Here is a 25,619-nt window from a genome sequence, read left to right as displayed (position 1 = left end):
AATTTTTTAATACGTTGTTACTTTATACTATGCAGTTATATTTGTTGCTTCATCTCTTTTATCTTGTATCAATTTTTGCACTTTATCTGCATGCCCCTTCATTGATATAGATATGAATAAGAATACAACTAACATTGCAGCAAGGACTATTATATCTTTTGTAAATACGCCATAATCAATACCTGATATTACTTCTCTTAACCCAGATACTGCATAAGTAAATGGCATAAATGGATTTAAAACCTTAAACAAATTAGGTACAACTTCTATTGGGAATGTACCTGCACATGAAGTAAGTTGAAGAATTAATAATACAATTGATATTAATCTTCCTGCTTGCCCAAGTAAGAATACCATGCATTGAATAATCGCTATAAACACATTTGATAAGAAAATATTAAACAAGAAATACAGTAGTATATTACTTGGTCTAAGACCTAATAACATTACAGCTCCACTTGCAAGTACCGCTTGCATAGCTCCTATAGCTCCATATGATAAGAACTTACCTGCTACTACAGAAGCTGGGCTTGCTGCAATATCTGCATCTACCTTATCTGTAATTACAAAGAACATCATTAAAGCTCCTACCCATAATGATAGTGGAATGAAATATGGAGTAAATCCTTCACCATAAGTTTTAACAGGATTTATTGGCTTTTGATCCATAACTACTGGCTCCGAGAATGTCTCTCCCATAGTTTTACTATCATTTTTCAAGCTACTACTAAGGTCCTTATGGCCATCTGCAAGCTTTTTGTTAAGTTCTTTAGAACCATCTGCTAACTCTGTCATGCCACCATCTAATTTATTAGTACCATCATCTAACTTGCTTACCCCATCTTTTAGCTCAGGTAATTTGCCATTTAAAGTACTAATTCCTTTTGTAAGCTCTGCTGAACCTGCATTTAGTTTCGCCGTTCCATCTGCTAAAGCTGGCATCTTTTGACTAAATTGTGCTAGCCCTCCTGATAAAGCTCCTGAACCTACAGCTAACTTCTGCACGCCTCCAGTTAAAGTTGGAATTTTATCATTAAGCTCTGAAATTCCTCCTGATAAAGCTCCTGAACCTGCAACTAACTTTTGCACGCCTCCAGTTAAATCTGGCATTTTACCATTAAGTTCTGAAAGTCCATTCCCAAAATCACTATTCATACCATCATACAGCTGATTTAAACCTCCACTGATTTTAGCTGCACCGCCCGCTGCTTCACCTGTTTTTTCTGCGAACTCTCCAGCTCCTTTTGAAAACTCATCTGCACCTTGTGCAAATTTTTGTGTACCATTTACAAAATCTGAAGATTTCTCTTGTAATAGCTTAGATCCTTCTGCTACTCCATGAGCACCCTTTTGAAGTCCATTCATCATAGCTACGTTGTTTTCATCTGTAGCATTTTTATTTAATGCATTTAATGTAGCTGAAACGCCTTGCATATTTGCATTATCCTTTGCTTCTGGATGATCTTTAAAATATGCTTCCAGTTTCTCATTTGCTTGTTGCAATGCCACTTGAGATTTTTTACTATTATCTACTAAACCATCTACTCCGCCAGCAACTTTTGCACTGCCCACGCTAAGATCACTCATGCTATCTTTCATTTTATCATATCCACCACTAAGCTCTTTTGATCCACCATTTAACCTAGTTGATGCATCATTTAACTTAGTTGATCCATCTTTAGTTCCTGCAAGCCCTGAAGCAAGAGTTGATGCTCCTTCTTTAAGTTCTTTAGTTGGAGGTATTATTTTTTTTGTATATCCCTCATTAAGCTGTTGTACCCCTGTTACCATAATTGATACTTTCTTGTTAAGCTCCAATAATCCATTATTCAATTGGACTGCACCACCATGAAGTTTTTGTACCCCTGTTCCCATAGTTGGTACTTGGTTGTTAAGCTCTGATAATCCATTATTCAATTGGTCTGCACCACCATGAAGCTGATTTACCCCACTTACCATTGTAGGCACTTGAGCTTTAAGCTCCCCTAGCTTACTAGTTAATGTATTAGAACCCACTAGTAATTTCCCTACTCCATCCATCATTTGTGGAACATTGCTTTTAAGTTTCCCAGTTCCATCTTTTAACTGGTGCGTACCATCTTTTGCGGTAACTACACCGTCAGCGAGTTTTTTGCTTCCATCAGAAGCTTTTTTCATACCATCTTTAAGTTCATATAAACTATCAAACACTGCTGTTGCGTATTCTTTTGACATACTTTTGGTTAGTTCTGATTTAAGCTGATCTAAAACTTTACCATTGATTTGTGCTGCTAAAAAATTTCTCTTTTCATTTGCACTATATAATATAGTAGCCTGTTCTGGTTTACCTTTAGTCGAACTTAAAGCATTTTGCGAAAAATCTTCAGGAATTACGAACATGGCATAATAATCCTTTCCCTTGACTCCATCTTCAGCTTGCTCTTTTGTAACAAACCTCCAGCCTACTGCTTCCTTATCTTTAAGATTATTTACTAAATCTTGACCGTAGTTAACTTTTTTTCCGTCCTTTAAGCTTCCTCTATCTTGGTTTACCACAGCCACTGGCATATCCTTAATTCTAGCATATGGATCCCAAAAAGCATCAAGATAAAGTAAACTATACAAAAGTGGAACTATAATAATTGCTACTACCGATACTCGTATGAATCTATTTTTAAATATACTTGAGATATCTCTCCAAGCTACCTTTAAAAAGTTCATGTTATCACCTCATCCTTTATATATATAATTATTTTCTACAACAGTTTTAACAACATTAATTTATGAACTGACTAGTCAGTCATATATGTATATTTTACATTTTTTTTTCATAAAGTCAATGTATTTTTTGTTAACAAAAGAAGTAAACGTGCTCATTAATTTTATAATTTCATTTGAAATAAAAAACAGTAAGATATCCTATTATCTAGAATTATCTTACTGTGTATTTTTACTTTATTCCATTTAGTAGGTGCTCCATAAAATTATCTGTAATTTCATCTAATTTCATACTATCATTTTTAATAACATTATAAACGGCTACTGATACTAAGTTTCCAAAATACATATATGTTAAAAAAGAGGATTCACATTTTTTTATAGCTCCCTCAGCCATAGCACTTGCTAAGAATTTTTCAATATCTTCCATATACGCCTTTAGCATTCCTCTAAGTTCAGAATGTCTTATTTTCCCGCCCCATGCTTGACTCATTATAACCTTAAATAAATCCCTATTTTCATATGCCAATTTTAACTGATCCTTGGTTAGTTCTCTTAATTTACAGGTATAGTCTCCCTTCCCTGTAGTAATTTTTTCTATTTGTTGTCTAAGTAAGCTTACTCCCTCTGTAATTATGTATTTAAAAACCTCATCCTTACTTTTAAAATAATAGTACACCGTACCTTTAGCTACTCCAGCATTTGCTGAAATCTCATCCATAGTGGCTCCGTCATATCCATTAGTAGAAAAAGTTTTAATTGCAGACTGAAATATAGCTCTTTTTGTTTTATTCATTAACTCACCTCAACTTATCAATAAATTTATCTTATATAGTTATTTTAGTATTAAGGAACATTAAATCTTATTTCAAATATCTTAATCGATATTTCAATAATACTATACTATATCCCTATAAATTGAAAGTATTTTTATACATTATCTAAAATTAACTTTTCAACTTTTAGTTTTCCTAAAGTATTAAAATATACAGTATGTCATTAAATCATCTTCTGCAAAGCTGCAATTTCAACGACTTCAGAAGGAGATTTACAATTTCGCTGAAGCTTTTTTTACTGTACTAACTACCCACACTTATAGAAGTTGGGGGACTTTCCTTCTGAAATTTCGTTAACCATTCATTTCTATTTTTACCATTTATGTAATATATATTTCTGTTAAAATCAAATATTAATTTAAAAATTCAATAAATTAGATTATTTAATTGTAAATATAATGGATTAATATATTAATAATGGATATACTATGATTTATAAGTTATAAAAATTCATAATTAAAGGGTGATAATATGAGAATACCAAATCACATCGGAGTAATTCCCGATGGAAATAGAAGATGGTCGGTAGATAATGGTTTATCAAAAGACAAAGGGTATTCCTTTGGACTAGATCCTGGTCTGTCTTTGTATAAACTTTGCAAAGCTGTGGGCGTAAAAGAAATAACTTATTATGGGTTTACTACTGATAATACAAAAAGACCACCCTTGCAGAGAGAAGCTTTTGCTAAAGCTTGTGTAGATGCAGTAAAACTTTTAAGTACACAGGATGCTGATTTATTAGTAGTAGGAAATAGTGCCTCACCTATGTTTCCTAAAGAACTACTTCCTTTCACCTCACGTAGAACCTTTGGTAAAGGTGGTATGAAGCTAAACTTTCTCGTAAACTATGGCTGGGAATGGGATCTAAGTAACCTAGATCAAAACAAAAGTAGCAAGAGAAGTAATATATTTAATTGCATAAAAACTAATGATATCTCTAGAGTAGATTTAATTATTCGTTGGGGTGGAAGAAGGCGTCTTAGTGGATTTTTGCCTTTACAATCCATATATTCTGACTTTTACGTTATAGATGACTTTTGGCCTGACTTTAAACCGGAGCATTTATCAAATGCTTTACATTGGTATGATGATCAAGATGTAACACTTGGTGGTTGATATATATAAAAAAATAACTAAGTCACCTATTTTGAAATAGATATAAGTTTTTAATAGACTATATCTATTTTTTTATATGGTAAAAATGATTATTAGATTAAATCACCGATATATTTATTATCTAAAATAAAGCATACAACTAAACATTATAAGTGGCAGCTCTAGTTATATGCTCTGTGAGTCCCTGAAATACTAATCTGTAAATCTTTTATTTTGCTCAACTACCTCATATGCGTAGGCTTCATTTTTTTCTTGTCTTATGCTTCCATTATTATTAATTCCTGTAACTATTGTAGGTATGTTTACTAACTTGATGTCTGTGCCTTCAATCTCAACATACCTTTCTAATCCATCTTTAGATGATTTTTTATTACTTAGTTCTCTTGACTTCATACTCCCCACATTTCATCTCTCCTTTCAAATATTATGCTATCCATTAACAAATGCTTATATACTTAATAATTTCTAAAATATTTTATTTGCTATGCGATATTTTAATAAAAAGAGATGCTATTATTTTTGACAAAAATAAAAACGCTTATTATGCGTTTTTATTCAATGGACTTATTAATCATCACCTGCTGTGCTGCAATAACGACTTTAGAAGGATATCCGCTTTAAATTTTTCTAGTCCTATTCGTTGAATGAAATCTCCTAGTTTTTCTCCCATATTTCCATTAACCTTGTAATATTCCATTAAAATATCAACCACAATCAATACCTTTTCTTCTGTTAATTTATCTGCAATAATATCAGCTACCCTAGGGTTAAATCCACCACTACCACCTGCGACTATCATGTATCCTTCCTTGTCACCTATTATGCCTAAATCCCTAGCGTACACACTAGTGCAAGCATTCCTACAACCAGCTACTCCAATCTTTGTTCTACAAGGCATCTCCATTCCATGGTAACGCTTATCTAAAAGCATTCCAATTTTCAAGGAATTTTGTTTCGCTCTTTTGCAAAATGCTGCAGGGCACATATGAACATTTTTTACAGAGTTTAGGGATTTAACTCCTGGCTGCATACCTAATTCTTCCCACACTTTTGCAACATCTTCAGATTCTAGTCCTAATATTGCAATTCTCTGCCCTGAGGTCATTTTTAAGATTCCTTTATATTTTTCAGCTACTTCAGCTATTTTTGATAGCTGTTTTGAGGTTATAAATCCCCCCGGGATATGAGGCGTTACACCATAAGTTCTTTTTCCATCTCTTACTTTTTGAAGTACAGCATATTTAGGTTCCATTTAATTTCCTCCTATTCCATGGGGATCGTAACAACCATTAATTATTATATTGCTCTTTATGTTACTTTCTTGTGATTTGATTTGTTCCTATTATACCATTATATTCTAAACCTTTAATGAAATTATAAGTATATTCCTCATTAGAATTTTCAATAAACGCTTTAATCCATACATGTCTAAGCATGTAAAATATATTTACATCTCCATTTACCATTTCCCAATAATTTTTATGAATACAGCTTGTAGTTTCCCATTCAAATATGTCATTTTCAGATTTTATAACCCTCATTACTCTATCACAAGGCATACCTTCTAACAAATTATTATTGAGGGCGTTAAATACTTCTTCTGGCCTTCCTTGCATTTCTTTTACTTTTAAAGTTTCTCCAACAGTTTTACCTTGCTTTGCAAAACATGCTTTAGCGATAACTTCTGCTTCTTCTCCATAATTTTTAATCATTTCTGTTATTATAAATGCTGTTCTAGTTTCCACTTTTCCGATTTTATCCTGTAACCAGCCATGAATATTAGATACATCAATTATATCTTCTATATTTTTCGTGGTATCTATTGGACTTCCGTAAGCCGCTGATTTTTGGGCAACATCTTTTGCATTGTCACCGTATTCATCTATATAAACTTTTCTTAAATTTGTCTCTAAATCCTCTGCCAATAAAATTTTACTAAATAACCATGTGTGAATAGGTGCTAAAAAAGCGCTCATTATTATTCCTCCAATATCTATTTATTCTTTTATATCATCTCCTGCGGAGCTGCATTAACGACTTCAGAAGTAGATTTATACTCCCCCTTATAGCATTGGGAGACTTTCCTTGTGAAATGTCGTTAACTTATAGTCTAATAATACTATATTCAGCCAATACTTACGGTAACTTATGTTACCATAAACATATCCCTATAAATTAATTACTATTTCAGAAATGGTTAATTATATTTTAAAAAAATAAAAAGAGCATTAAAGCTCTCTTTACTAAATTAGTTTTATTATTCTTCAGCTCTTATTGCTGATTTGCGTTTTGCCTTCTTCATATCAGATGCTTCTATAGTCTGTGGTTTTTTAGGCTTATTATCTTTTTCTTTTGCTGGTGTCTTCATTTCTTTATATGGCATAAAATCACTCCTTCATAAAGTATTTTTTACTTTTAGTACAATTTTATTCATATATTTATTTTTATTTAATGTATTTTTGAGGATTTTTAGGCTCACCGTTCTCTCTTACCTCAAAATGCAGATGAGGTCCTGTGCTATTCCCGGTACTTCCTACTTCTCCTATTTTCATACCACCCTTAACTACTTCACCTTTTTTTACAGTAATGACACTACAATGTGCATATGTAGTTTCTATTCCTCCGCCATGGTTGATTTTTATCACATTACCATACCCATCCTGCCAAGCTGCATAAGTGACACTACCATCTAATGCCGCACTTATTGTTGCACCAAAACTCGCTGCTATATCAACTCCTTTATGCATTTTTCCCCAGCGCGCACCAAATCTTGAACTTATACTACCTCTTGATGGACTATTTATAGCTTCCAATCGAGGTGTTATTGGGTTATTAGTTCCTACCAATATTTCTTTGCTTTGCGCTGGCGTTATAGTATCTTCTTTTAAGACCTTTTCAGATATGATATTATTGTTAATGGCTATTACTTCGGTAGTAACCTTTTTCATTCCATCACTACCTTCACGACCTACCTTTTTAACACCATTCATTAGTTTACTTGAAGATTTTATAATTGTAGTAGGGTATATCGCTTGTTCTTTAATTATATTTCCTACTATCTTTACTGTAATTAATGGAACTTGTGCTTTATTGTTATATTTAATTAATTCCTTAATAATTTCATTATTTTCATATAAGTTTCCTGTTTTAACCTTAACCGGTTCATAACTAATTTTATTCTCTATATCTGTTTTTATTATGCTATTTAGCTTCGAACCCTCAGAATAATAATCTTTTACAGAGTTCAAAATTTCTTTCCCTTGATTTTCATTTGTTACATATGCCATTTTTCTATTATCTGATTTCATTAAAAATACGTCCACTACTACATTGGATTTTTTTAACATTACTTTTTTAAGGCTATCTCCACTTATAAACATAGCATCATCATTTACCTTTACTTTACCTAAAGTTAAACCTTTTATTGTAATTACATTCCCATATTTGGATTTAATTTCGGATTGCAATTCCTTATATGTTTTATTAAATTCATTCTTATTTTTTACAAATGTTATGGTACTGCTCCCTATACAAACTTTATAACCATAAAACCTATATACATTTAAATACACCATAGTAGCGGTAATCATAAGTGTTATAATTACCACACCTATATTCATTTTATTTCGTTTTAGAGCATTCAATATTCTACCTCCCGTAATACTTACTTAATATTACCTTTTATTGCAAATAATATACATTCTTGAAACATCTTTTTTATTTGTATCTTTCACTGTATGGTATACTATATGTTGAATAATAAAATCCCTATAGATTAATACATTATATAAATAACCAGCAATTTTGTATTTTAAAATTATATTTCTATAATTTTAAAAGAAAGGTAGTGACTTTATGAGTACTTTCATGTTTAAGAATGAAAACTATAAATATACTCCTGTGAGTAATATCTTTATAGATAAGTTTATGCCTAGAGCTAGAGGAGAATTTGTTAAAGTTTATCTTCTTGGGCTAAAATATTGTACAACTGGAGAAATAGGTGCTACCTCTTCAGTTATAGCAAATACGCTTGGACTTCTAGAAACAGATGTTGTAAATGCTTGGAACTATTGGAATGATGAGAACCTAATTAAAATGACCCCCATTGATAATATGGGTAACTTTAATGTTGAATTCTTGGATTTATTAGATGTTCCAAGTGACAATATCCAAAACATAAATTTGCTTGAGGAATTAACCAATTCTTCAATAAAAGGTATGCTCCAAGATATTGAAAAACTATTAGCCAAACCTCTTTCACCGAAAGAAATGACCATGTACCTAAGTTGGCAAAAAGATTATAATTTCCCCCCAGAACTAATCCTTTTATTAATTCAATATTGTGTATCAAAAGGTAAAGTTGACTATAGATACATTGAAACCATTGCAATTGCATGGCATGATGCTAATATTCAAAATATTGAAGGTGCTCAATCCTATATAAAAAAACATGAGGATAAATGGATAAACATCAGAAAAATCTTAAATTACCTAGGAATAAAAGCTCCAGAAATAATGAAACCTCAAGAACAAATATTAGATAAATGGATAAATGTTTATAAATTTTCTCTAGAAATTATATATAAAGCTTGCGATATTTGTTTTGATAGGCTTAGCCGCGCTGATTTTAAATATATCGATGGGATTCTAAATAGTTGGTTTAAAGACGGCATAAACTCTTTAGAGGATATAGAGAAAAAAGATAAAAAACGTTTAGTTACTAATAAAAAAACTACTGCCGGTGGAAAGCCTGCTAAGGGAAGTTTCAATGATTATGAACAAAGAGCTTATAACTTTGATGAACTAGAAAAAAAATTACTAGGATGGGATAATAATGATTAAAGGATATCAAACCAAAATATTAGCTATATATGATCGAATAAGGCAAGAAGAAGAGGCTGACTTTAGAAAAAGAAAAGTTCACATAGAAAAGACTCACCCTGAGATTATTGAACTAGATCACAAAATAGGTAAGCTATGTATAGAATTATCCATTAGTGCTTTGAAAAGTATCAACAATAGAGATGAATATTTACATTCTTTGAAAGAAAAAATAATAGATCTAAGAATGAAAAAATCTGAGCTATTAGTCTCTAATGGTTTTGATATGGAATACTTGAATTTGCATTATAGATGCACAAAATGTCGCGATACAGGTTTTATTGGAAATACTAAATGCCCTTGCTTTAAGCAAAAGGTTATAGATGTTTATTATACTAGTTCTGAACTTCAAGGTATGTTAAATACCAATAACTTTGATAATTTTAAATTAGACTACTATCCTTCTAGAAAAAGTGAACTTGAATCAGAATCTCCTAAAAAGAACATTGAAAAGATTTTATCTAGGTCTATGAGCTTTTTAAAGAATTTCAATACCACTGATGAAAATTTATTATTCTATGGAAGTTCTGGTACAGGAAAAACCTTTCTGTCTCATTGCATTACAAAGGAATTACTCGACAAAGGTTCTTTTGTAGTATATAGAACAGCCGAACAATTGATAAAGGCTTTAAAAGAAATTCGATTTAATGGCGACACCTCTTTAGAGGAACTACTAATAAATTGTGATTTACTTATTATAGACGATTTGGGCACTGAGCAAATTTCAGATTTTACTAAAACAGAAATGTTCAATCTACTTAATACCAAATTATTAAAACAAAAAAAAATGCTAGTATCTACTAATTTAACTCTTGAAAATTTATTAAATACCTATACTGAGAGAATAACCTCTAGATTAATTGGAAATTTTACACTTTGCAAATTCTTTGGAGACGACATAAGAATTAAGAAAAATTTGAGTAAATCAAAATAATATAAAAATATGCACATTAATAAAAAGCACATATTACTATAAATGCGTTTGTCCTCATGAATTACTTCTAAGACCCTCAAATGCATTTTAAGTACTATGTGCTTTTGCTATCATATTTCTTTATCTTCTATTTTGATATATAAATGAATCATATAAGAATATTATTCATTTATAATTTTCCAGCTACCTTCTCAATCTTGTCCTTCAATTTTAAAAGCTCCCTTCTTATCTCCTTAAAGTTCCCAGAAACCAATTCCTTATTTCTAACTACAATCTTCCCATTAACTATTACCGTATCCACATTCCCTGCATTAGCTGAATATACCACCGCTGAATAGTAATCATATATTGGTTGCATATTTACTGATTTAGTTTCTATTAATGTTATATCAGCTTTTTTACCGACTTCAATGGATCCCACTTTATTTTCTAAACCTAATACCTTTGATCCTCCCATTGTTGCCATTTCTACTAATTCCACTGCGGGGAATAAGCTTCTATCGTTATTATATAATTTTTGTATTTTTCCAACTAGACTCATTTGGGTGATTATGTCCATGGTGTTTCCGCTCATTGGACCATCACTTCCTAGTCCTACATCTATACCTTTTTCTCTCATTTTTAATATGGGAGCCACTCCCTTTGCTCCTTTAGCATTTGCCCCTATATTATGACTTACCTTAACATTATGCTTTTTAAGTATATCTATGTCTTGTTCCTCTAAAGTTACAGCATGTGCTGCTATAAAGTTAGAATCCAGTATTCCTAAGCTTTCTACATACTCCACTGGGGTTAGCCCTAATTCTTCCTTATATTTTTCAAATTCGAAGTCCATTTCTGCTAAATGCATAGTAAAAGGCACCTCATATTTTTTAGATATTTCATAGGCCATTTTTAAACTTTCATCACTATTGGTATAGGGTGCATGGGGTGCTATTCCTGGTGTTATTAATTCATGCCCCTTCCATTTTTCAATAAATTCTATAGAGTAATCTAATCCACCAAAGGGTTCCTCAGCATCTGGTGCTTGGAAATTTATAATACTATTACATAGTATTCCCCTCATATTTAACTCTGATGTTGCCTTTGCCACTTCATCTTCAAAGTAATACATATCACAATAGGTAGTTACTCCACCAAGCAACATTTCCGCCACTGCATATTTCGCTCCAATATAAACCAATTCCTTATTCACCAACATATTCTCTAATGGGAATAAATATCTTTTTAATCTATCCTTGCAGTCATCCGCTAAGCTTCTAAACGGAACCATAGAACCGTGGCAATGACAATTAATCATTCCTGGCATTAATATTCCATCTTCACCATCTATTATGTTATATCCTTGAAACTTATTTTCTAAATCAGCTCCACCAACTGCCTTTATTTCATCTCCCTCTATTACGAGCGTACCATTTTCTATAACTTCTTTATCCTTATTCATAGTAATTATATTTACATTCTTTATTAAAATTCTATTATCTTCTATTCCTTTTTTCATATGCTAATACCGCCAATTTTTTTATTTTATCTTTCACTACTTTCTTTAAACAATGAAACAATCTCCTGTTTTTTAACATCTATTAATCCTTTATCAGTTATCTTTAAAGCTGGACTAACTGGTAGTGATAATGTACTAAATGACATTATTTCATTCTTATGGTCATATCCCAATTCCTTCATAGCGTTTCTTATTTCTTTTAACTGCGATGCTAAAACCTCTATAGGAACATCACTTACTATTCCACCAATTGGTAATGGTGCTGAACCTAGAATGTGACCTTTATTTGCCACCGCATATCCACCTTTGCAGTTTATAACTTCATTAGCTGCCGCTATCATATCCTTAACATTTCTTCCCATGACCATAAGATTATGATGGTCATGGGCCCAAGTAGTAGCCACAGCTCCTTCTTTTATTATATTACCATCTACTATCCCAAATGCTTTACCCTTAGTTTTTCCGTATCTTTCAAAGACTACTATCAATGCACAACCCTTTATTTCCCATTGAAGTTCCCCATTTAATGATTTAATTATAACTTCTCCCTCTTCAGTGAATGTTGTATCTTGCTCCACCTTCATTGTTCTACAAATAAGTTCTCCATTTAATATAGGAGTTTCCACCTTAAAATCCTCTTCATTTAAAGAATTTAACTTTATGCTATTATAAAATTTCCTAGGAAATCCTTCTTTTTTATTTTCTTTCACCTTTACAGTTTCTTTTATGTTTATACCTTCTTTTGAATTTATTTGCGAATAACTATTCCCTTCACACTCTTCCTTATTATATATCACTTTTCCATTTTTATATACCGAGTGTATCTTAAACTCTTTAACATCTTCTAATAATATAAAGTCTGCCATCTTTCCTGGGGCAATAACTCCTCTATCTAAAAGTCCCATTCTTCTAGCAGGAGTATATGTAGATACATATATAGCGTTTTCTTCACTAATTCCCATATCCATAGCTTTCTTCACTAATTTATTTAAATGTCCACTTGTTAGCTCGTCAGCCATTACATCATCTGTAACCAAACAAAAGTGCTCATATAAATTATTATCCCTTAAATAATTCATATTTTCTTGACTCATAGATTTCTCTTGTATTTCTAAAAACATTCCACCACTTATTTTTTCTTCTATAGATTTTAAACTCTGCTGAGTATGATCTCCATCCACCCCCCTATATATGTACATAGCTAAATCTAACCCTTCAATCTTAGGACAATGACCTTCTATTGGAAAATTATTCTTTTCTCTCTTGATTAGATTTATAATCCTATTTATATTAGAATCATCCTCTTCTATTAAATCCTTAAAATTCATTACCTCTCCTAAACAAATAACCTTCGGGTATGCTAAAAGCTCACCAACTTCTTTATCACTTATAAATCCCCCTGTGGTTTCAAACTCCTTTGATGTTGATGGTACTGAGCTTGGTATTCCATAAAATATATCTATTTTTTCCTCTTTACTTATAAAAGCTATTATCCCCTCCACACCAAAAACATTAGCAATCTCATGTGGATCAGCCACCACCGTAGTTACTCCATGTGGTATAATAGCCTTAGAAAACTCACTGGGAATAGTCATCGAACTCTCTATATGCATATGAATGTCAATAAGGCCAGGGATCATATAATTCCCATGTCCATCTACAACTTCTTTACCACTTAATTTACCTTCATATTCTTTGCCTATATATATAAATTTTTCATCCATTATTGCTACATCTGCATTAATGAATTTCTTAAAATAACTATTATACACTCTGATATTTTTAACTATTAATTCAACTTCCATAATACACCTCTTTAATATATATTTATCTATTCAAATTATGCAGGCTTATTTTTTACTTTTATACCTGAATTTAAAAAATAACTAGTCTCAATCATAAAGATTTTGACTAGTTATTTATTTAATCTATATAATTAGTTCATAATTCTATTCCAAGTATCTATCCATTCACTCATTAATGGATTAACCACTTTATAATCTATAGTTTTAGCATTTTTTACTGTTGGTCCATAGGTTAAATTTTTACTTTCCTCTTCAGTCAAAGAAACCTTTTTATTTACTGGTGATTCACTTAAATTCTTAGCACCTTTATATTGAATCTCTTCACTTAAAACATAATTTATAAACTCATAAGCTAAATCTTTATTATCTGAATTCTTATTTATGTTTATTGAATTAAGGTTTAAATATCTTCCTGACTCTGGAGTTATAAGCTTTATTTCTGGTGATGCATTAGTAATCATTTCATAAGCAAAGTCAGCTGTTACCGCTACTGTTATTTCTCCACTAGCAAACATATTAGATAGGTCTGAAGATTTACTATAAGTTTTAACTACATTAGGCTTTAATCTTTGTAATTCTTTAAATGCAGCTACACCCTTGTCTTTAGATACATCTACTCCTGCTTTTTCTGCTGCTATATAAAGCATAGCTGGACCAAAGGTTGTTGTTATATCTGGTATAGCTATTTTACCCTTTAGTTCAGGCTTCCATAAATCTTCCCAAGAAGTTATTTCAAACTCTACTTCCTTTGGATTAACAGCTATTCCTATGCTGTTTAATGCATATGCTGGTCCAAATCCATCTTTTATTGTTCCTTTGCCCTTATCTACTACATTTTCACTATTAGGAATTTTACTGTAGTCAAGCTTTTCAAATACCCCTGCCTTTATTCCTTGCTCAGCATAGCTCTCAGCTAAGTATATTAAGTCTACTGTTGACTTTGGGTTGTTTTTAAGTTTTGTTAATCTATCAGAGTTATTACCTGTTTCTAATACTATTTTAACTCCATGCTTTTCTTCGAAAGGTTTAAGTACATTTTCTGTTAGCTTGTCTTCATTTAACCCAAAAGTTGAAATTACAAGTTTCTTTTTTTTACCCGAGGCTGAAGATCCACCACTACATCCAACAAATACAGTTGCTAGCAATCCTAACGCTACCGTTACTACCAAATATTTTTTTAACATATCCATTCCTCCTAATTTGCTCAAATTAATAATATCCATTTCAGCTTATACTAATACTATTTTATTTTCAGGTAAGTAAAGATTTATTTTATCTCCTTGAGAATAAACTACATCATTTTGGCTATTTACAACTAAATTTCCCACAGTGGTATTTACATTATACTGATATGATTTCCCTAAGAATGTTCTTATTTCTACAGTTCCCTCTATAGTATTTGACGCTTCTATTGATGCTATAACTATATCATCTGGTCTTATTGTACCTTTAACTTCTGCCTTGTCTATTTTAGGATTTTCCACACTAAACTTTAATCCTTTATTACTTTCATATAATCCATCTTCTACCTTTGTTAAATCTATAAAGTTTTCAAATCCGACAAATCTAGCAACAAACTCTGTGGAAGGATTTGAGTAAATATTTTCTGGAGTATCAAATTGCTCTATTACACCTTTGTTCATTACCGCCACTTTATCTGATATAGAGAAACACTCCTCTTGGTCATGGGTAACAAATAAAGTAGTAATGCCTAAGCTTTGTTGAAGCTTTCTTATTTCAACTCTCATCTTCAATCTAAGCTTCGCATCTAAGTTGCTTAAAGGTTCATCTAAAAGTAATAGACTTGGCTCTATTACTAACGCTCTAGCTGTTGCAACTCTCTGTCTTTGTCCTCCCGAAAGCTCCTTTGGATATCTTTTAGCATATTGATTCATATCTACTACTTCTAATATATCTTTTACCTTTTTCTTTATTTCATCCCTTGATATCTTCTTCATTTTTAAACCAAATGCTACATTTTCTTCTACTGTTAAGTGCGGAAATAATGCGTAGCTTTGAAATACTAATCCGAAATTTCTATTATGAACAGGTATTTTTGTATAATCCTTGCCTCCTAGCATAAACGTTCCATTGTTTGGCTCTATAAATCCAGCAATTACTCTTAATGTTGTAGTTTTACCACATCCACTAGGTCCTAAAAGAGATACAAGCTCCCCTTTTTTAATGCTTAAATTAAAATTTTGTAATATATTGTCTTTTCCATCATATGATACTGCTATATTTTTCAAGTTTATTAAATTCATGTGTTACCCCCACGTTTATTAGCATTATTTAAGGCCTATTACGAACATATTTCGCCTAAGAAAGACTATCTAATCCTAAAGTTTTTTCTACTATAAACATTATTCCAATTGTTATTAACATTAATATAACTGATAATGCTGATACGGTTGGATCATAGTTATACTCTACATAACTCATCATACTAATTGGCAAAGTACTTACTCCTGGCCCTGTTAAAAATATTGATACAGGCACATTGTTAAAGGAGTTTATAAATGCTAACATAACCGCTGCTATAATTCCTGAAGTTATATTTGGCATAACTACCTTAAAAAAAGTATTTATTTTTGTATAGCCAAGACTCATTGCAGCCTCTTCTATTGAATAATCAAATACCTCTAAACTTGAACCAACAACTCTAATTATGTAAGGTACTATTACCAATGTATGACCTATAAATAAACTCATGTATACTGAAAATTCTAATTTTATTACTAAAAACTGAAATAATGCAAAACCAACAACCACTCCTGGTATTATTAATGGTGAAAAGAAAAAACTCTTTAAAACACCCTTTCCTTTGAAATCAAATCTGCTTAATCCGTAAGCTGCCGGTATTCCAATTAACAGTGCTAATACTGTAGACCCACAGGATACTAAAAAACTTACAAACATTGTATTCATAAACATATCTGATTGAAATACATTTGCATACCACTTAATGCTAAACCCCTTTGGTGGGAATGCAATATAACTTTCTGTTCCTATACTTGTTAACGCTATAATTACTAATGGTGCTAGTAAAAATATATATACTAATGCTACGAATATAGTAAGTAATTTGCTTTTTTTGCCTTTCATGTTATAATCCCCTCTTATCTAATCTAGACGCTAATAAGTTTATTCCTTTTATAACCAATAATGTTGTAACTATCATTATTGTTGCAACAACAGACGCCGCTTGCCAGTCACTTAAGGTCATCGCTTCTTGATAAATTAATGTGGCTAACACTGTATTTTTATTACCACCTAATAACTGTGGTGTAGTATAAGCAGTAAGTGCTCCTGTAAATACAAGGACTGTTCCAACTATTAATCCCGGTAAACTCAGTGGGAATATAACCTTAAAGAAGGCCTTCACTTTATTAGCTCCTAAACTTTCCGCTGCTTCTAATAAGTCATTATCTATATTTTCTAAAACTCCTACTAAAGAAATAATCATTAGCGGTGAAAATAAATAAACTGTACCAACTATGATTGCGCCTTCAGTATACATCATAGTTAAAGATTCATTAATAACGCCTAAGCTAAGTAACACTTTATTTATAACTCCATTTTTACCTAAAATACTCATCCAAGCAAAAGAACGAACAATTGAATTTGTAAGAATAGGGAATATGGTTAATGCCATGAATAACCCTCTAATCTTCTTTGAGGTTCTAGACACAAAATATGCTGTTGGAACTCCAATAACCACGCATATTGCAGATGATATTAAAGCAATTCTTAATGTTCTATAAAATATCTGCAGCGTATACTTATCTCCAAAGAAATTTAAATAATGATCTAAACTAAAGCTTCCATTAATACTAAAAGTAGGAATTATAGTACTAACTAAAGGTACTATAAGAAAATAAGCTAGTAATATTAAACACGGTACAAATAATACGTAAGTCCATTTTTTCTTCATAGGTTTAACTCTCCTAAAATTTTATCTTAATGATATTTTTGTTCGGTATATATAATTTATATTTATTTCACAAAACCAATAATGTGGCAAAATATTGATATTCGTCCAAAAAATACGAACATTAATTTATTTTAATTGCTTATTATATGTGTTTATGCTACTATAACGATCGAATGTTGTCAATATTTTTATTTTTTCAAGACAAAAAATCAAATCACTCTAAATACATTTTGAATCTTAATTTTCCATCAAATATGCCGGACGTAAAAAAAGTCCTAAACAAATGTTTAGGACTTTTTTGGAGCTGGCAATAGGAATTGAACCTACAACCTGCTGATTACAAGTCAGCTGCTCTACCGTTGAGCCATGCCAGCAAAAATGGCGACTCAAAAGGGATTCGAACCCTCGACCTCCGCCGTGACAGGGCGGCACTCTAACCAACTGAGCTATTGAGCCATATATGGTGGGAACAACAGGGTTCGAACCTGTGACCCTCTGCTTGTAAGGCAGATGCTCTCCCAGCTGAGCTATGCTCCCATATATGTTTTAATGGTGACTCCTAGGGGAATTGAACCCCTGTTACCACCGTGAAAGGGTGGTGTCTTAACCGCTTGACCAAGGAGCCTTATTATTTTTCAATGATTCTTTTGATAAGAATCAAACTTATAAATTAGATGTTCTTTTATTAAACTATAACAGTTTAGTAAAAATGGCGACTCAAAAGGGACTCGGACCCTCGACCTCCGCCGTGACAGGGCGGCACTCTAACCAACTGAGCTATTGAGCCATATATGGTGGGAACAACAGGGTTCGAACCTGTGACCCTCTGCTTGTAAGGCAGATGCTCTCCCAGCTGAGCTATGCTCCCATGTATGTTTATGGTGACTCCTAGGGGAATTGAACCCCTGTTACCACCGTGAAAGGGTGGTGTCTTAACCGCTTGACCAAGGAGCCATACTAATTTGTCACTTTATTTATTATGGGCTTACGTCTTGCAACCCGACATAAACTATAATACCTAATTTTTCTTAAAGTGTCAACATATTTTCTTATTTTTTTTATTATTTTTTTTCGCAAAACACTCAAATCCAGTTAAATCAACGGTTCCCCTTATAGAATTTTTTTTATGTTTTTTTGAAAATAACTACTTTTACTAAACAATCACAAACAAATTCTATGGTTACTTATAAAACAAAATAAAAATTCATTTTCATCCTACTGATTTTAGGGTAAGATTATATGTAACCACTTTATAATCTAAAAATATTTTTTCTCGAAAGGAGAGATTTTCTTGAAACATTCTCTTATAATAATTGGCGGAGGTGCCTCTGGTTTAACCTCTGCTTTAATAGCAAAAGATTTTGGTATAGATGTAGCAATAATTGAAGGAACCGACAGAGTAGGTAAAAAAATACTAACTACCGGTAACGGTAGGTGTAATATCAGTAATGTACATATAAATAATGATAGATATCACAGTGAAAATCCAAATTTCGCAGGTTATACGCTAGATTCTTTTACCATAAAGGATACTATAAATTTTTTCGAGTGTTTAGGAATACCTTTAGTTACAAAAGATGGTGGTAAAATGTTTCCTATGTCATTGCAAGCCTCATCAGTACTTGATATACTACGCTTTGCTATAGACGAAAAAAAAATTCCACTATATACAAATACCAAAGCTAAGGAGATTATTAAAACAAATAAGGGTTTTAAAGTTTATAGCACAGATAATTCTACATATGAATGTGAAAGGTTGATTATTGCGACCGGTGGTAAATCAGCTCCTAAAACGGGTTCTGACGGTTCCGGCTATTCATTGGCTAGGCAATTAGGTCATAGTATAATCTCTCCTGTACCAGCCCTTGTACAGCTTAAATTAAACTATAATAAACTAAAGGCTCTATCTGGAGTAAAGTTTGATGGCTTTGCGGAAATATTTATAAACGATAAATATGTTCAAAAGGAATTCGGAGAAATACTTTTCACAGATTACGGCATTTCTGGTCCTCCTATTCTTCAGCTTAGTAGAACTGCATCTTATGGTTTATCTAAAAATAGCAAGGTTTCTTTAAGTATTGATATGCTACCAAATATTAGCTACGAAGATCTAAAAGCATTTTTAAATAATCATTGGTCAGTATTCCCAAGTCGCTGCGTTCATGATTCATTCATCGGAATAATCAACAAGAAGATCATTCCAATAATTTTAAAAGAAGCAAATATAGATGACATTCATAAGCCTTGTTGCGATTTGGCCTCAAACGAAAAAAATGCTCTATATACTTTGCTAAAGCGATATCAATTTGATGTTTCAGGTACTAATTCTTTTGCAAATGCTCAGATAACTGCAGGAGGCATTAATACAAAAGAAATTAATCCCGAAACCCTAGAATCTAATATTACTAAGAATTTATTCTTTGCGGGAGAAATATTAGATGTAGATGGCGATTGCGGTGGTTTTAACCTTCAATGGGCATGGAGTTCTGGTGCTATTGCCGGCATCAACGCCTCCAAATAAAAAATAAGAGTTTGAAACGTGAAAGTTGATTAAGAAATTCTAATATTTTGTAAATGTAAAATGCTCTAATGCTCACATTCGGCATACTGCCGGTTTGCTGGCCTTCCTTCCAGGAAGTCTCACGAGAATTTTATATTTACAAAACAAGAATTTCTAAATCAACTTTCAATGTTTCTGCACTTCTTATTTCAATTCACGTCCAGAGAAATTTCATACTATATCGTACATACTAAGATGTATCTAAGAGGTATGTCGAATAATACAAAAACTACTTGTGATTAACGATTTTCTTATATCCAAGTACTTTCTAAGAGAGTCAGCTCAGTTCCCTCTTCATTTATAATTTTATGTCTACATATTATCTTATCTTCTTCTCTTATAACCTGCGTGCTTACCTTTATGGTCTCTCCGTATGTTGTTTCCTTGATGTAAGTTACCTTAATATTCCTTAGTTCGTAGTTTAATACTATATCCTTAGGAACTGTTTCTAAAGCCCAAGCAACATATTTAACATTATTTACGTGCATATTCGTGTCAATATCACTATACCTAACTTGAAAGTTTTTCTCGCTATGCACTGTAGTTATTGGTACTATATCCTCAATGTCTATGGGTGTATTATTGCTATCATCTATACCATAAGCCTCATACATATCTTTCGTAATCCTTATTGGTCTTCTTCTGTCTGTATTTATTAAAATCCACACAGAACTCGCATGTCCTATTTTATTCCCTTTCATATCAATAATTTCATATTTCCTGTATGCATAAAATTTATTGAAAGAATGTGCAAAAGTTCTAATCTTTATAGTTTCATTTAATAAAGGATACGACTCCATTGTTATGTCCCATTTATATAACACCCAAGCTGATTTATTCTCTTTAAGATGTTCTATGCCAACTCCAAGCACTTCACTTTGATACATTGCCATATCACCAAGATAATCTATAATGCTTGTCATCAAAGCTCTTTTATGAATATCTACTTCATAATAATGAATATTATAATCTCTATCTGTAACCTCTGGCATTTTGCCCATAATACCCCTCCTATATTTCTCATGAGTACATAATATAATAACTATTAATTTCTACGCTTCTTAGTTTTCTTCATACTTAAAATAATACCAAACTAAACCAACACAGTAAACATTAACTGTATAGTATTAACATAAAGTTTGTTAAATTTTTATTTATCTATGTAATTATTATCAAAATAGTGTTAAAATATTGTTGTCAGTATTCATTATGAAACTGAACTATAAATAAGGATTATGAATAGGACGACTTATATCCTTATGGAATAAGAGCGGGGGGAACACATGATTAATAATAATTCTATTAAACTTAGAAGAATAAAAACAAGTGAACTTACAACTATTGGTATGCTATCAGCTATTTGCATCGTACTTGGTTTAACTGGATATGGCTTTATTCCACTTCCTGGTGCCAAAGCTACTATCATGCACATTCCCGTTATTATAGGATCAATAATAGGTGGCCCTATGGTAGGAATGACTATTGGTTTAATATTTGGGATGTTTAGTATTATGCAAAACATAACAACTCCCAATTTACTCTCTTTTGCTTTTATAAATCCTTTAGTATCTGTATTACCAAGGGTTCTTATTGGTCTTACTTCTTACTATGTTTATAAACTAATCCACGTTAAAAATGATAGCCTAAGGATTGGACTCGCGACCGTTGTTGGTTCGCTAACTAACACTTTTGGGGTTCTTACTATGATATATGTTTTTTATGCGGCTAAATTCGCTGCTTCTAAGGGCATAGATCCATCTATTGCTGCAAAGACTATTTATGGTATAGGTATAATAAATGGTGTTCCAGAGGCCATCATAGCTACTGTAATTACAATACCTGTTATCCTCGCCATTAAGAAAATAAAGAAAAGATAAAAAAATAAAAAAACAAGACACTTAGCAAATGCTAAGTGTCTTAATTTTTTTATGCATTTAATGCAGTCATTAATTCTTCCAAATTAAGACCATGAACCATTGCTGCTTCTTCTAATGTTTCAGCTTGCGCTGAAGGACATCCTACGCAACCCATTCCAAAGCTCATTAATACTTCAACTGATTCTGGATTTTGTCTTACAACTTCACCTATTGTCATATCTTTAGTAATTTTCATATTATATACCTCACTTTATGTTAATTTAACCCTAATTCTCATTATATTTTATATGCTTAAATTTTACTAGTACGCACTTTTTTAATCTATAGTATGCACTTGTATACCTTAATATATATTTCCTACAATAATTATAATTCCCTATAATATAAAAACCATACATATTAAAAAAATATCTTTTGTATAATATGCATGTCTATATGCTATATTTCAGTTAACACCATTGTTTGATCTCTTTTAGGTCCTACTGAAACTATGGAAACTTTAACTCCTGTAAATTCTTCAATTTTCTTTAAGTATATTTTTGCATTTTCAGGAAGTTCTTCATAGCTTCTTGCATCAGCTATCTTTTCATCCCAACCATCAAACTCTTCATATACTGGCACGCATTTAGCTAAATCCTCTAAACTTGCTGGGAAATAATCTATAACACTACCTTCAAATTTATATCCTACACAAATTTTAATTTTTTCAAGTCCTGCTAAGGTATCTATTTTAGTTACAGCAAAGCTAGTAAGTCCCGAAACTCTTGCTGCAGTTTTTAATATAACAAGGTCAAGCCATCCACATCTTCTTGCTCTACCTGTTGTTACTCCAAATTCAAAACCTTTTTCGCGAATCCAGTCTCCTACTTCATCATCAAGCTCTGTTGGGAATGGTCCTTTTCCTACTCTTGTAGTATAAGCTTTCGCTACTCCTACAGCATTTGTTATCATAGTAGGTCCTATTCCTGCCCCAACACAAACTCCACCTGCAATAGTGTTTGATGAGGTTACAAAAGGATATGAACCATAATCTATATCAAGCAACGTTCCTTGTGCTCCTTCAAATAAAACATTTTTTCCAGACTTTATTGAATCGTAAACTTTAACTGATATATCTTTTACAAAAGGTCTCATTCTTTCTGCATACTCTAGGTACTCCGTATATATTTTATCAAAATCTAAAGCTTTTCCACCCAAAACTTTTGTTATTATATCATTTTTCATTGATAAACTAATTTTAAGCTTCTCTTTAAAAACATCTTTTTTCATTAAGTCACAAACTCTGATTCCACTTCTTTCAAACTTGTCAGTGTAACAAGGTCCTATACCTTTTTTTGTAGTTCCGATGTCATTTTTACCTCTAGCTATTTCATATAAATTATCTAACTCTTTATGATATGGCATTATAACCTGTGATCTATCACTAATTATTAATCTTTCTGGAGTTATTTTTTCGCCTAGTGCTTCTAAGTAGTCAATTTCTGTAAATAACGCTTCTGGGTCTACAACCACGCCATTACCTATTACATTCAATTTATCTTTATATAATATTCCTGATGGTATTAAGTGAAGTTTATATTCCTTTTCTCCTACAACTACTGTATGACCTGCATTGTTTCCACCTTGGAACCTGACTACTACGTTAGCTCCCTCAGCAAGATAATCTGTCATCTTACCTTTACCTTCATCTCCCCATTGGGCTCCTAAAACTATAAATGCTGACATATAAATTCCTCGCTTTCTTTCAGTTCACAATAAAATTTCTTAACTACTACCGTTAAGAACTTTTATTGTCTTCTATGTTTACTTCATGTTGAATTATACACTTTTAATATTCATATAACCAATTATTTAGATTAAATTCTTAGTCTTCTTTCTGAGCTATGTCTCTTGCTACTACAACTCCTGTTGTAGATGCTTGCATTAGACCTCTAGTTATTCCCGCTCCATCCCCTATTGTATATAAATTTCTAACAGATGTTTCAAACTTATCATCTGTACTAATCTTACTAGAATAAAACTTCACCTCAACTCCATATAGCAATGTGTTTTTGCTATATAAACCTGGTGCTATCTTGTCAAAAGCCTTTAATGCTTCCACAATAGACGTTAAGTGCCTTTGTGGTAATACAAAGCTTAAGTCACCTGGTACTGCTGATTTTAAAGTAGGCGTCGTAGTTGATTTACCTAATCTGTCATAATCTGTTCTTCTTCCTTTTAGTAAATCCCCGAGTCTTTGAACCATTATCCCTCCACCAGTTAACATATTACCTAGCTGAGCTATATATTTTCCATAACCTATAGGTTGATTAAATGGCTCAGTGAAAGTAGTAGATACAAGCATCGCAAAATTTGTATTAGTTGTTCTAAGCTTTTGGTCGGAGTAACTATGACCATTTACAACTGCAATCGTGTTGTCATCATAATATTCCGCTGACACTACTCCCCCCGGGTTCATGCAAAAGGTCCTAACCTTGTTATCAAATGTATCAGAATAATATACTAATTTTGCTTCATATAAGTCCTTTGTTAGATGATCCATAACAGAATTAGGTACCTCAACTCTTACTCCAATATCTACTGCATTATTAGTAACCTTAATATTATGTTTTTTAGCTTCATTTGAAGCCCATTCCGCTCCACCTCTACCCGGCGCCGCTACAACATACTTTGCATTAACCTTAAACACACCATCTTTATTCTTTAATAATACTCCAGTAGCCTTATTATCTTCTATTAATATTTCTTCCACTTCACTAAGTTCTATAAATTCTGTATTTGTATTATCAACTAAATGATGGTACATAGATTTTAAAACTTCATAGGCAAGTTCTGTTCCTAAATGCCTTACTGGACATTCAACAAGACGAATATTGTGCTTACTTGCTTCATATTTAACTTCGTCAACTTTGTCACTATTAATCCCATATACCTTCTCATTTGCTCCAAATTTTATATATATATCATCGCAATACTTTATTAATTTTTTTGAATCGTCTTCAGAAAAATATTCAAGAAGTCTTCCCCCCACCTCAGGGCTTAGAGAAAGCTTACCATCTGAAAAAGCTCCAGCACCTGCCCAACCAAACGTTATCCCACAAGGATTACATTTAACACACTTTCCTGTGTCTCTAGCTGGACATTTTCTTTTTTCTATATTTCTTCCCTTATCAACTATAAGTACACTAAGTTCGGGTTTTTTATTAGAAATTTCTAGTGCCGTAAATATGCCCGCTGGTCCAGCTCCTACAATAACTACATCATAAAAATTTTTCATTTCATATTCCTCCTTGTATTACTCTGTAGGAAATAAAAACTATTAATGGTTACCATACTACTTAATGATATCAGAGCAGTATAAACCAGTCAATATAAAGTGCGAATATTAATAAATTATTTTAAGTAATAGTTCGTATATACATTGTTTATCTAAAATAAAAAATACACTTACCCATATTGAATAACTGTATTTTTCTGT

General features: G+C 32.0%; 22 protein-coding genes and 7 tRNA genes. 5 read left to right on the top strand and 24 right to left on the bottom strand.

The genetic code is table 11. The annotated features are described in order from the left end of the window. Positions 1-27: 27 nt before the first annotated feature. Both KTC94_RS11470 and KTC94_RS11465 read right to left on the bottom strand, forming a co-directional pair. Positions 28-2,700, bottom strand: coding sequence for a YhgE/Pip domain-containing protein (locus tag KTC94_RS11470; protein WP_220319891.1), 2,673 nt, complete (start codon positions 2,698-2,700; stop codon positions 28-30). 229 nt (positions 2,701-2,929) lie between these two features. Beyond that, positions 2,930-3,493, bottom strand: coding sequence for a TetR/AcrR family transcriptional regulator (locus KTC94_RS11465; protein WP_220286222.1), 564 nt, complete (start codon positions 3,491-3,493; stop codon positions 2,930-2,932). A 511-nt stretch (positions 3,494-4,004) separates the two neighbouring features. Between KTC94_RS11465 and KTC94_RS11460 the strand changes: the two genes are divergently transcribed. After that, positions 4,005-4,649 (top strand): undecaprenyl diphosphate synthase family protein, encoded by a 645-nt coding sequence (locus tag KTC94_RS11460; RefSeq protein WP_216302144.1) that lies wholly within the window; start codon positions 4,005-4,007, stop codon positions 4,647-4,649. A gap of 192 nt (positions 4,650-4,841) precedes the next feature. Here KTC94_RS11460 and KTC94_RS11455 read toward each other — a convergent pair whose 3' ends face one another. From KTC94_RS11455 to KTC94_RS11435, 5 genes are all read right to left on the bottom strand, one after another. Next, positions 4,842-5,051: a hypothetical protein gene (locus tag KTC94_RS11455; RefSeq protein WP_216302145.1), complete on the bottom strand. Its 210-nt coding sequence runs from the start codon at positions 5,049-5,051 to the stop codon at positions 4,842-4,844. A 172-nt stretch (positions 5,052-5,223) separates the two neighbouring features. Beyond that, positions 5,224-5,901, bottom strand: coding sequence for an NAD(P)/FAD-dependent oxidoreductase (locus tag KTC94_RS11450; protein ID WP_220286221.1), 678 nt, complete (start codon positions 5,899-5,901; stop codon positions 5,224-5,226). Between the two features lie 61 nt (positions 5,902-5,962). Next, on the bottom strand, positions 5,963-6,625 hold the full coding sequence (locus tag KTC94_RS11445) for a hypothetical protein (RefSeq protein ID WP_216302147.1): 663 nt from the start codon (positions 6,623-6,625) through the stop codon (positions 5,963-5,965). Positions 6,626-6,906: 281 nt separating this feature from the next. Next, a complete protein-coding gene (locus KTC94_RS11440) occupies positions 6,907-7,032 on the bottom strand; it encodes a hypothetical protein (RefSeq protein ID WP_258280600.1) in 126 nt (41 codons plus the stop codon). Between the two features lie 61 nt (positions 7,033-7,093). Next, positions 7,094-8,293: a M23 family metallopeptidase gene (locus KTC94_RS11435; RefSeq protein ID WP_216302148.1), complete on the bottom strand. Its 1,200-nt coding sequence runs from the start codon at positions 8,291-8,293 to the stop codon at positions 7,094-7,096. Between the two features lie 211 nt (positions 8,294-8,504). Between KTC94_RS11435 and KTC94_RS11430 the strand changes: the two genes are divergently transcribed. Then, the gene (locus KTC94_RS11430; protein ID WP_216302149.1) at positions 8,505-9,491 is read left to right on the top strand and encodes a DnaD domain protein; all 987 of its coding nucleotides are present in this window, start codon (positions 8,505-8,507) and stop codon (positions 9,489-9,491) included. Then, complete coding sequence (locus KTC94_RS11425) at positions 9,484-10,464, top strand: ATP-binding protein (RefSeq protein ID WP_216302150.1); 981 nt, start codon at positions 9,484-9,486, stop codon at positions 10,462-10,464. The genes KTC94_RS11430 and KTC94_RS11425 overlap by 8 nt, the downstream gene beginning before the upstream one ends. Positions 10,465-10,633: 169 nt before the next feature. On the opposite strand, the gene KTC94_RS11420 is transcribed toward KTC94_RS11425, so the two are convergent. The 13 genes from KTC94_RS11420 to KTC94_RS11360 all read right to left on the bottom strand — a co-directional run bounded on the left by KTC94_RS11420 (position 10,634) and on the right by KTC94_RS11360 (position 18,658). Continuing rightward, the gene (locus KTC94_RS11420) at positions 10,634-11,965 is read right to left on the bottom strand and encodes an amidohydrolase (RefSeq protein WP_220286220.1); all 1,332 of its coding nucleotides are present in this window, start codon (positions 11,963-11,965) and stop codon (positions 10,634-10,636) included. 26 nt (positions 11,966-11,991) lie between these two features. Beyond that, entirely contained in the window at positions 11,992-13,770 is a 1,779-nt protein-coding gene (locus KTC94_RS11415; RefSeq protein WP_220319892.1) for an adenine deaminase C-terminal domain-containing protein, read from the bottom strand. A gap of 131 nt (positions 13,771-13,901) precedes the next feature. After that, positions 13,902-14,954 carry an ABC transporter substrate-binding protein gene (locus KTC94_RS11410; RefSeq protein ID WP_216302153.1) on the bottom strand — a complete coding sequence of 351 codons (1,053 nt, stop codon included), beginning with the start codon at positions 14,952-14,954 and terminating at the stop codon, positions 13,902-13,904. A 45-nt stretch (positions 14,955-14,999) separates the two neighbouring features. After that, positions 15,000-16,034 carry an ABC transporter ATP-binding protein gene (locus tag KTC94_RS11405; RefSeq protein WP_216302154.1) on the bottom strand — a complete coding sequence of 345 codons (1,035 nt, stop codon included), beginning with the start codon at positions 16,032-16,034 and terminating at the stop codon, positions 15,000-15,002. Positions 16,035-16,089: 55 nt separating this feature from the next. After that, positions 16,090-16,875: an ABC transporter permease gene (locus tag KTC94_RS11400; RefSeq protein WP_165411814.1), complete on the bottom strand. Its 786-nt coding sequence runs from the start codon at positions 16,873-16,875 to the stop codon at positions 16,090-16,092. Between the two features lies 1 nt (position 16,876). Continuing rightward, positions 16,877-17,704 (bottom strand): ABC transporter permease, encoded by an 828-nt coding sequence (locus KTC94_RS11395; protein ID WP_216302155.1) that lies wholly within the window; start codon positions 17,702-17,704, stop codon positions 16,877-16,879. Between the two features lie 299 nt (positions 17,705-18,003). Next, a tRNA-Thr gene (locus KTC94_RS11390) sits at positions 18,004-18,078 on the bottom strand. A gap of 5 nt (positions 18,079-18,083) precedes the next feature. After that, positions 18,084-18,160: transfer RNA gene (locus tag KTC94_RS11385), tRNA-Asp, on the bottom strand. Between the two features lie 5 nt (positions 18,161-18,165). Further along, positions 18,166-18,241: transfer RNA gene (locus tag KTC94_RS11380), tRNA-Val, on the bottom strand. Positions 18,242-18,254: 13 nt separating this feature from the next. Continuing rightward, positions 18,255-18,329 (bottom strand) — tRNA-Glu (locus KTC94_RS11375). Positions 18,330-18,414: 85 nt separating this feature from the next. Next, positions 18,415-18,491: transfer RNA gene (locus KTC94_RS11370), tRNA-Asp, on the bottom strand. A gap of 5 nt (positions 18,492-18,496) precedes the next feature. Further along, positions 18,497-18,572, bottom strand: a tRNA-Val gene (locus KTC94_RS11365). Between the two features lie 11 nt (positions 18,573-18,583). Further along, positions 18,584-18,658: transfer RNA gene (locus KTC94_RS11360), tRNA-Glu, on the bottom strand. Positions 18,659-18,995: 337 nt separating this feature from the next. Here KTC94_RS11360 and KTC94_RS11355 point away from each other — a divergent pair. After that, positions 18,996-20,225: an NAD(P)/FAD-dependent oxidoreductase gene (locus tag KTC94_RS11355; protein WP_216302156.1), complete on the top strand. Its 1,230-nt coding sequence runs from the start codon at positions 18,996-18,998 to the stop codon at positions 20,223-20,225. A gap of 290 nt (positions 20,226-20,515) precedes the next feature. On the opposite strand, the gene KTC94_RS11350 is transcribed toward KTC94_RS11355, so the two are convergent. Beyond that, complete coding sequence (locus KTC94_RS11350; protein WP_253198110.1) at positions 20,516-21,265, bottom strand: acyl-[acyl-carrier-protein] thioesterase; 750 nt, start codon at positions 21,263-21,265, stop codon at positions 20,516-20,518. Between the two features lie 282 nt (positions 21,266-21,547). On the opposite strand from KTC94_RS11350, the gene KTC94_RS11345 reads away from it, so the two are divergent. Further along, positions 21,548-22,141 carry an ECF transporter S component gene (locus KTC94_RS11345; protein ID WP_165411817.1) on the top strand — a complete coding sequence of 198 codons (594 nt, stop codon included), beginning with the start codon at positions 21,548-21,550 and terminating at the stop codon, positions 22,139-22,141. A gap of 49 nt (positions 22,142-22,190) precedes the next feature. Here KTC94_RS11345 and KTC94_RS11340 read toward each other — a convergent pair whose 3' ends face one another. The 3 genes from KTC94_RS11340 to KTC94_RS11330 all read right to left on the bottom strand — a co-directional run bounded on the left by KTC94_RS11340 (position 22,191) and on the right by KTC94_RS11330 (position 25,418). After that, on the bottom strand, positions 22,191-22,376 hold the full coding sequence (locus tag KTC94_RS11340; RefSeq protein ID WP_216302157.1) for a DUF1858 domain-containing protein: 186 nt from the start codon (positions 22,374-22,376) through the stop codon (positions 22,191-22,193). Between the two features lie 203 nt (positions 22,377-22,579). Continuing rightward, positions 22,580-23,866 carry an adenylosuccinate synthase gene (locus KTC94_RS11335; protein ID WP_216302158.1) on the bottom strand — a complete coding sequence of 429 codons (1,287 nt, stop codon included), beginning with the start codon at positions 23,864-23,866 and terminating at the stop codon, positions 22,580-22,582. A 139-nt stretch (positions 23,867-24,005) separates the two neighbouring features. Beyond that, positions 24,006-25,418: an NAD(P)/FAD-dependent oxidoreductase gene (locus tag KTC94_RS11330; protein ID WP_220286218.1), complete on the bottom strand. Its 1,413-nt coding sequence runs from the start codon at positions 25,416-25,418 to the stop codon at positions 24,006-24,008. Positions 25,419-25,619: the final 201 nt, after the last annotated feature.

The sequence above is a fragment of the Clostridium sp. CM028 genome (genome assembly GCF_030585565.1).
GTDB lineage: Bacteria > Bacillota > Clostridia > Clostridiales > Clostridiaceae > Clostridium_AD > Clostridium_AD estertheticum_B.
The sequence above is the reverse complement of the archived record's forward strand: the minus strand, read 5'-3'. Positions and strand labels throughout refer to the sequence as shown.

What these genes read in the sequence shown, in the direction of transcription:
- KTC94_RS11330 (WP_220286218.1), bottom strand. Translation starts at nt 25,418, where the DNA reads ATGAAAAATTTTTATGATGTAGTTATTGTAGGAGCTGGACCAGCGGGC.
- KTC94_RS11430 (WP_216302149.1), top strand. Translation starts at nt 8,505, where the DNA reads ATGAGTACTTTCATGTTTAAGAATGAAAACTATAAATATACTCCTGTG.
- KTC94_RS11450 (WP_220286221.1), bottom strand. Translation starts at nt 5,901, where the DNA reads ATGGAACCTAAATATGCTGTACTTCAAAAAGTAAGAGATGGAAAAAGA.
- KTC94_RS11420 (WP_220286220.1), bottom strand. Translation starts at nt 11,965, where the DNA reads ATGAAAAAAGGAATAGAAGATAATAGAATTTTAATAAAGAATGTAAAT.
- KTC94_RS11410 (WP_216302153.1), bottom strand. Translation starts at nt 14,954, where the DNA reads ATGTTAAAAAAATATTTGGTAGTAACGGTAGCGTTAGGATTGCTAGCA.
- KTC94_RS11395 (WP_216302155.1), bottom strand. Translation starts at nt 17,704, where the DNA reads ATGAAGAAAAAATGGACTTACGTATTATTTGTACCGTGTTTAATATTA.
- KTC94_RS11415 (WP_220319892.1), bottom strand. Translation starts at nt 13,770, where the DNA reads ATGGAAGTTGAATTAATAGTTAAAAATATCAGAGTGTATAATAGTTAT.
- KTC94_RS11400 (WP_165411814.1), bottom strand. Translation starts at nt 16,875, where the DNA reads ATGAAAGGCAAAAAAAGCAAATTACTTACTATATTCGTAGCATTAGTA.
- KTC94_RS11340 (WP_216302157.1), bottom strand. Translation starts at nt 22,376, where the DNA reads ATGAAAATTACTAAAGATATGACAATAGGTGAAGTTGTAAGACAAAAT.
- KTC94_RS11470 (WP_220319891.1), bottom strand. Translation starts at nt 2,700, where the DNA reads ATGAACTTTTTAAAGGTAGCTTGGAGAGATATCTCAAGTATATTTAAA.
- KTC94_RS11335 (WP_216302158.1), bottom strand. Translation starts at nt 23,866, where the DNA reads ATGTCAGCATTTATAGTTTTAGGAGCCCAATGGGGAGATGAAGGTAAA.
- KTC94_RS11465 (WP_220286222.1), bottom strand. Translation starts at nt 3,493, where the DNA reads ATGAATAAAACAAAAAGAGCTATATTTCAGTCTGCAATTAAAACTTTT.
- KTC94_RS11445 (WP_216302147.1), bottom strand. Translation starts at nt 6,625, where the DNA reads ATGAGCGCTTTTTTAGCACCTATTCACACATGGTTATTTAGTAAAATT.
- KTC94_RS11460 (WP_216302144.1), top strand. Translation starts at nt 4,005, where the DNA reads ATGAGAATACCAAATCACATCGGAGTAATTCCCGATGGAAATAGAAGA.
- KTC94_RS11350 (WP_253198110.1), bottom strand. Translation starts at nt 21,265, where the DNA reads ATGGGCAAAATGCCAGAGGTTACAGATAGAGATTATAATATTCATTAT.
- KTC94_RS11440 (WP_258280600.1), bottom strand. Translation starts at nt 7,032, where the DNA reads ATGCCATATAAAGAAATGAAGACACCAGCAAAAGAAAAAGATAATAAG.
- KTC94_RS11405 (WP_216302154.1), bottom strand. Translation starts at nt 16,034, where the DNA reads ATGAATTTAATAAACTTGAAAAATATAGCAGTATCATATGATGGAAAA.
- KTC94_RS11345 (WP_165411817.1), top strand. Translation starts at nt 21,548, where the DNA reads ATGATTAATAATAATTCTATTAAACTTAGAAGAATAAAAACAAGTGAA.
- KTC94_RS11425 (WP_216302150.1), top strand. Translation starts at nt 9,484, where the DNA reads ATGATTAAAGGATATCAAACCAAAATATTAGCTATATATGATCGAATA.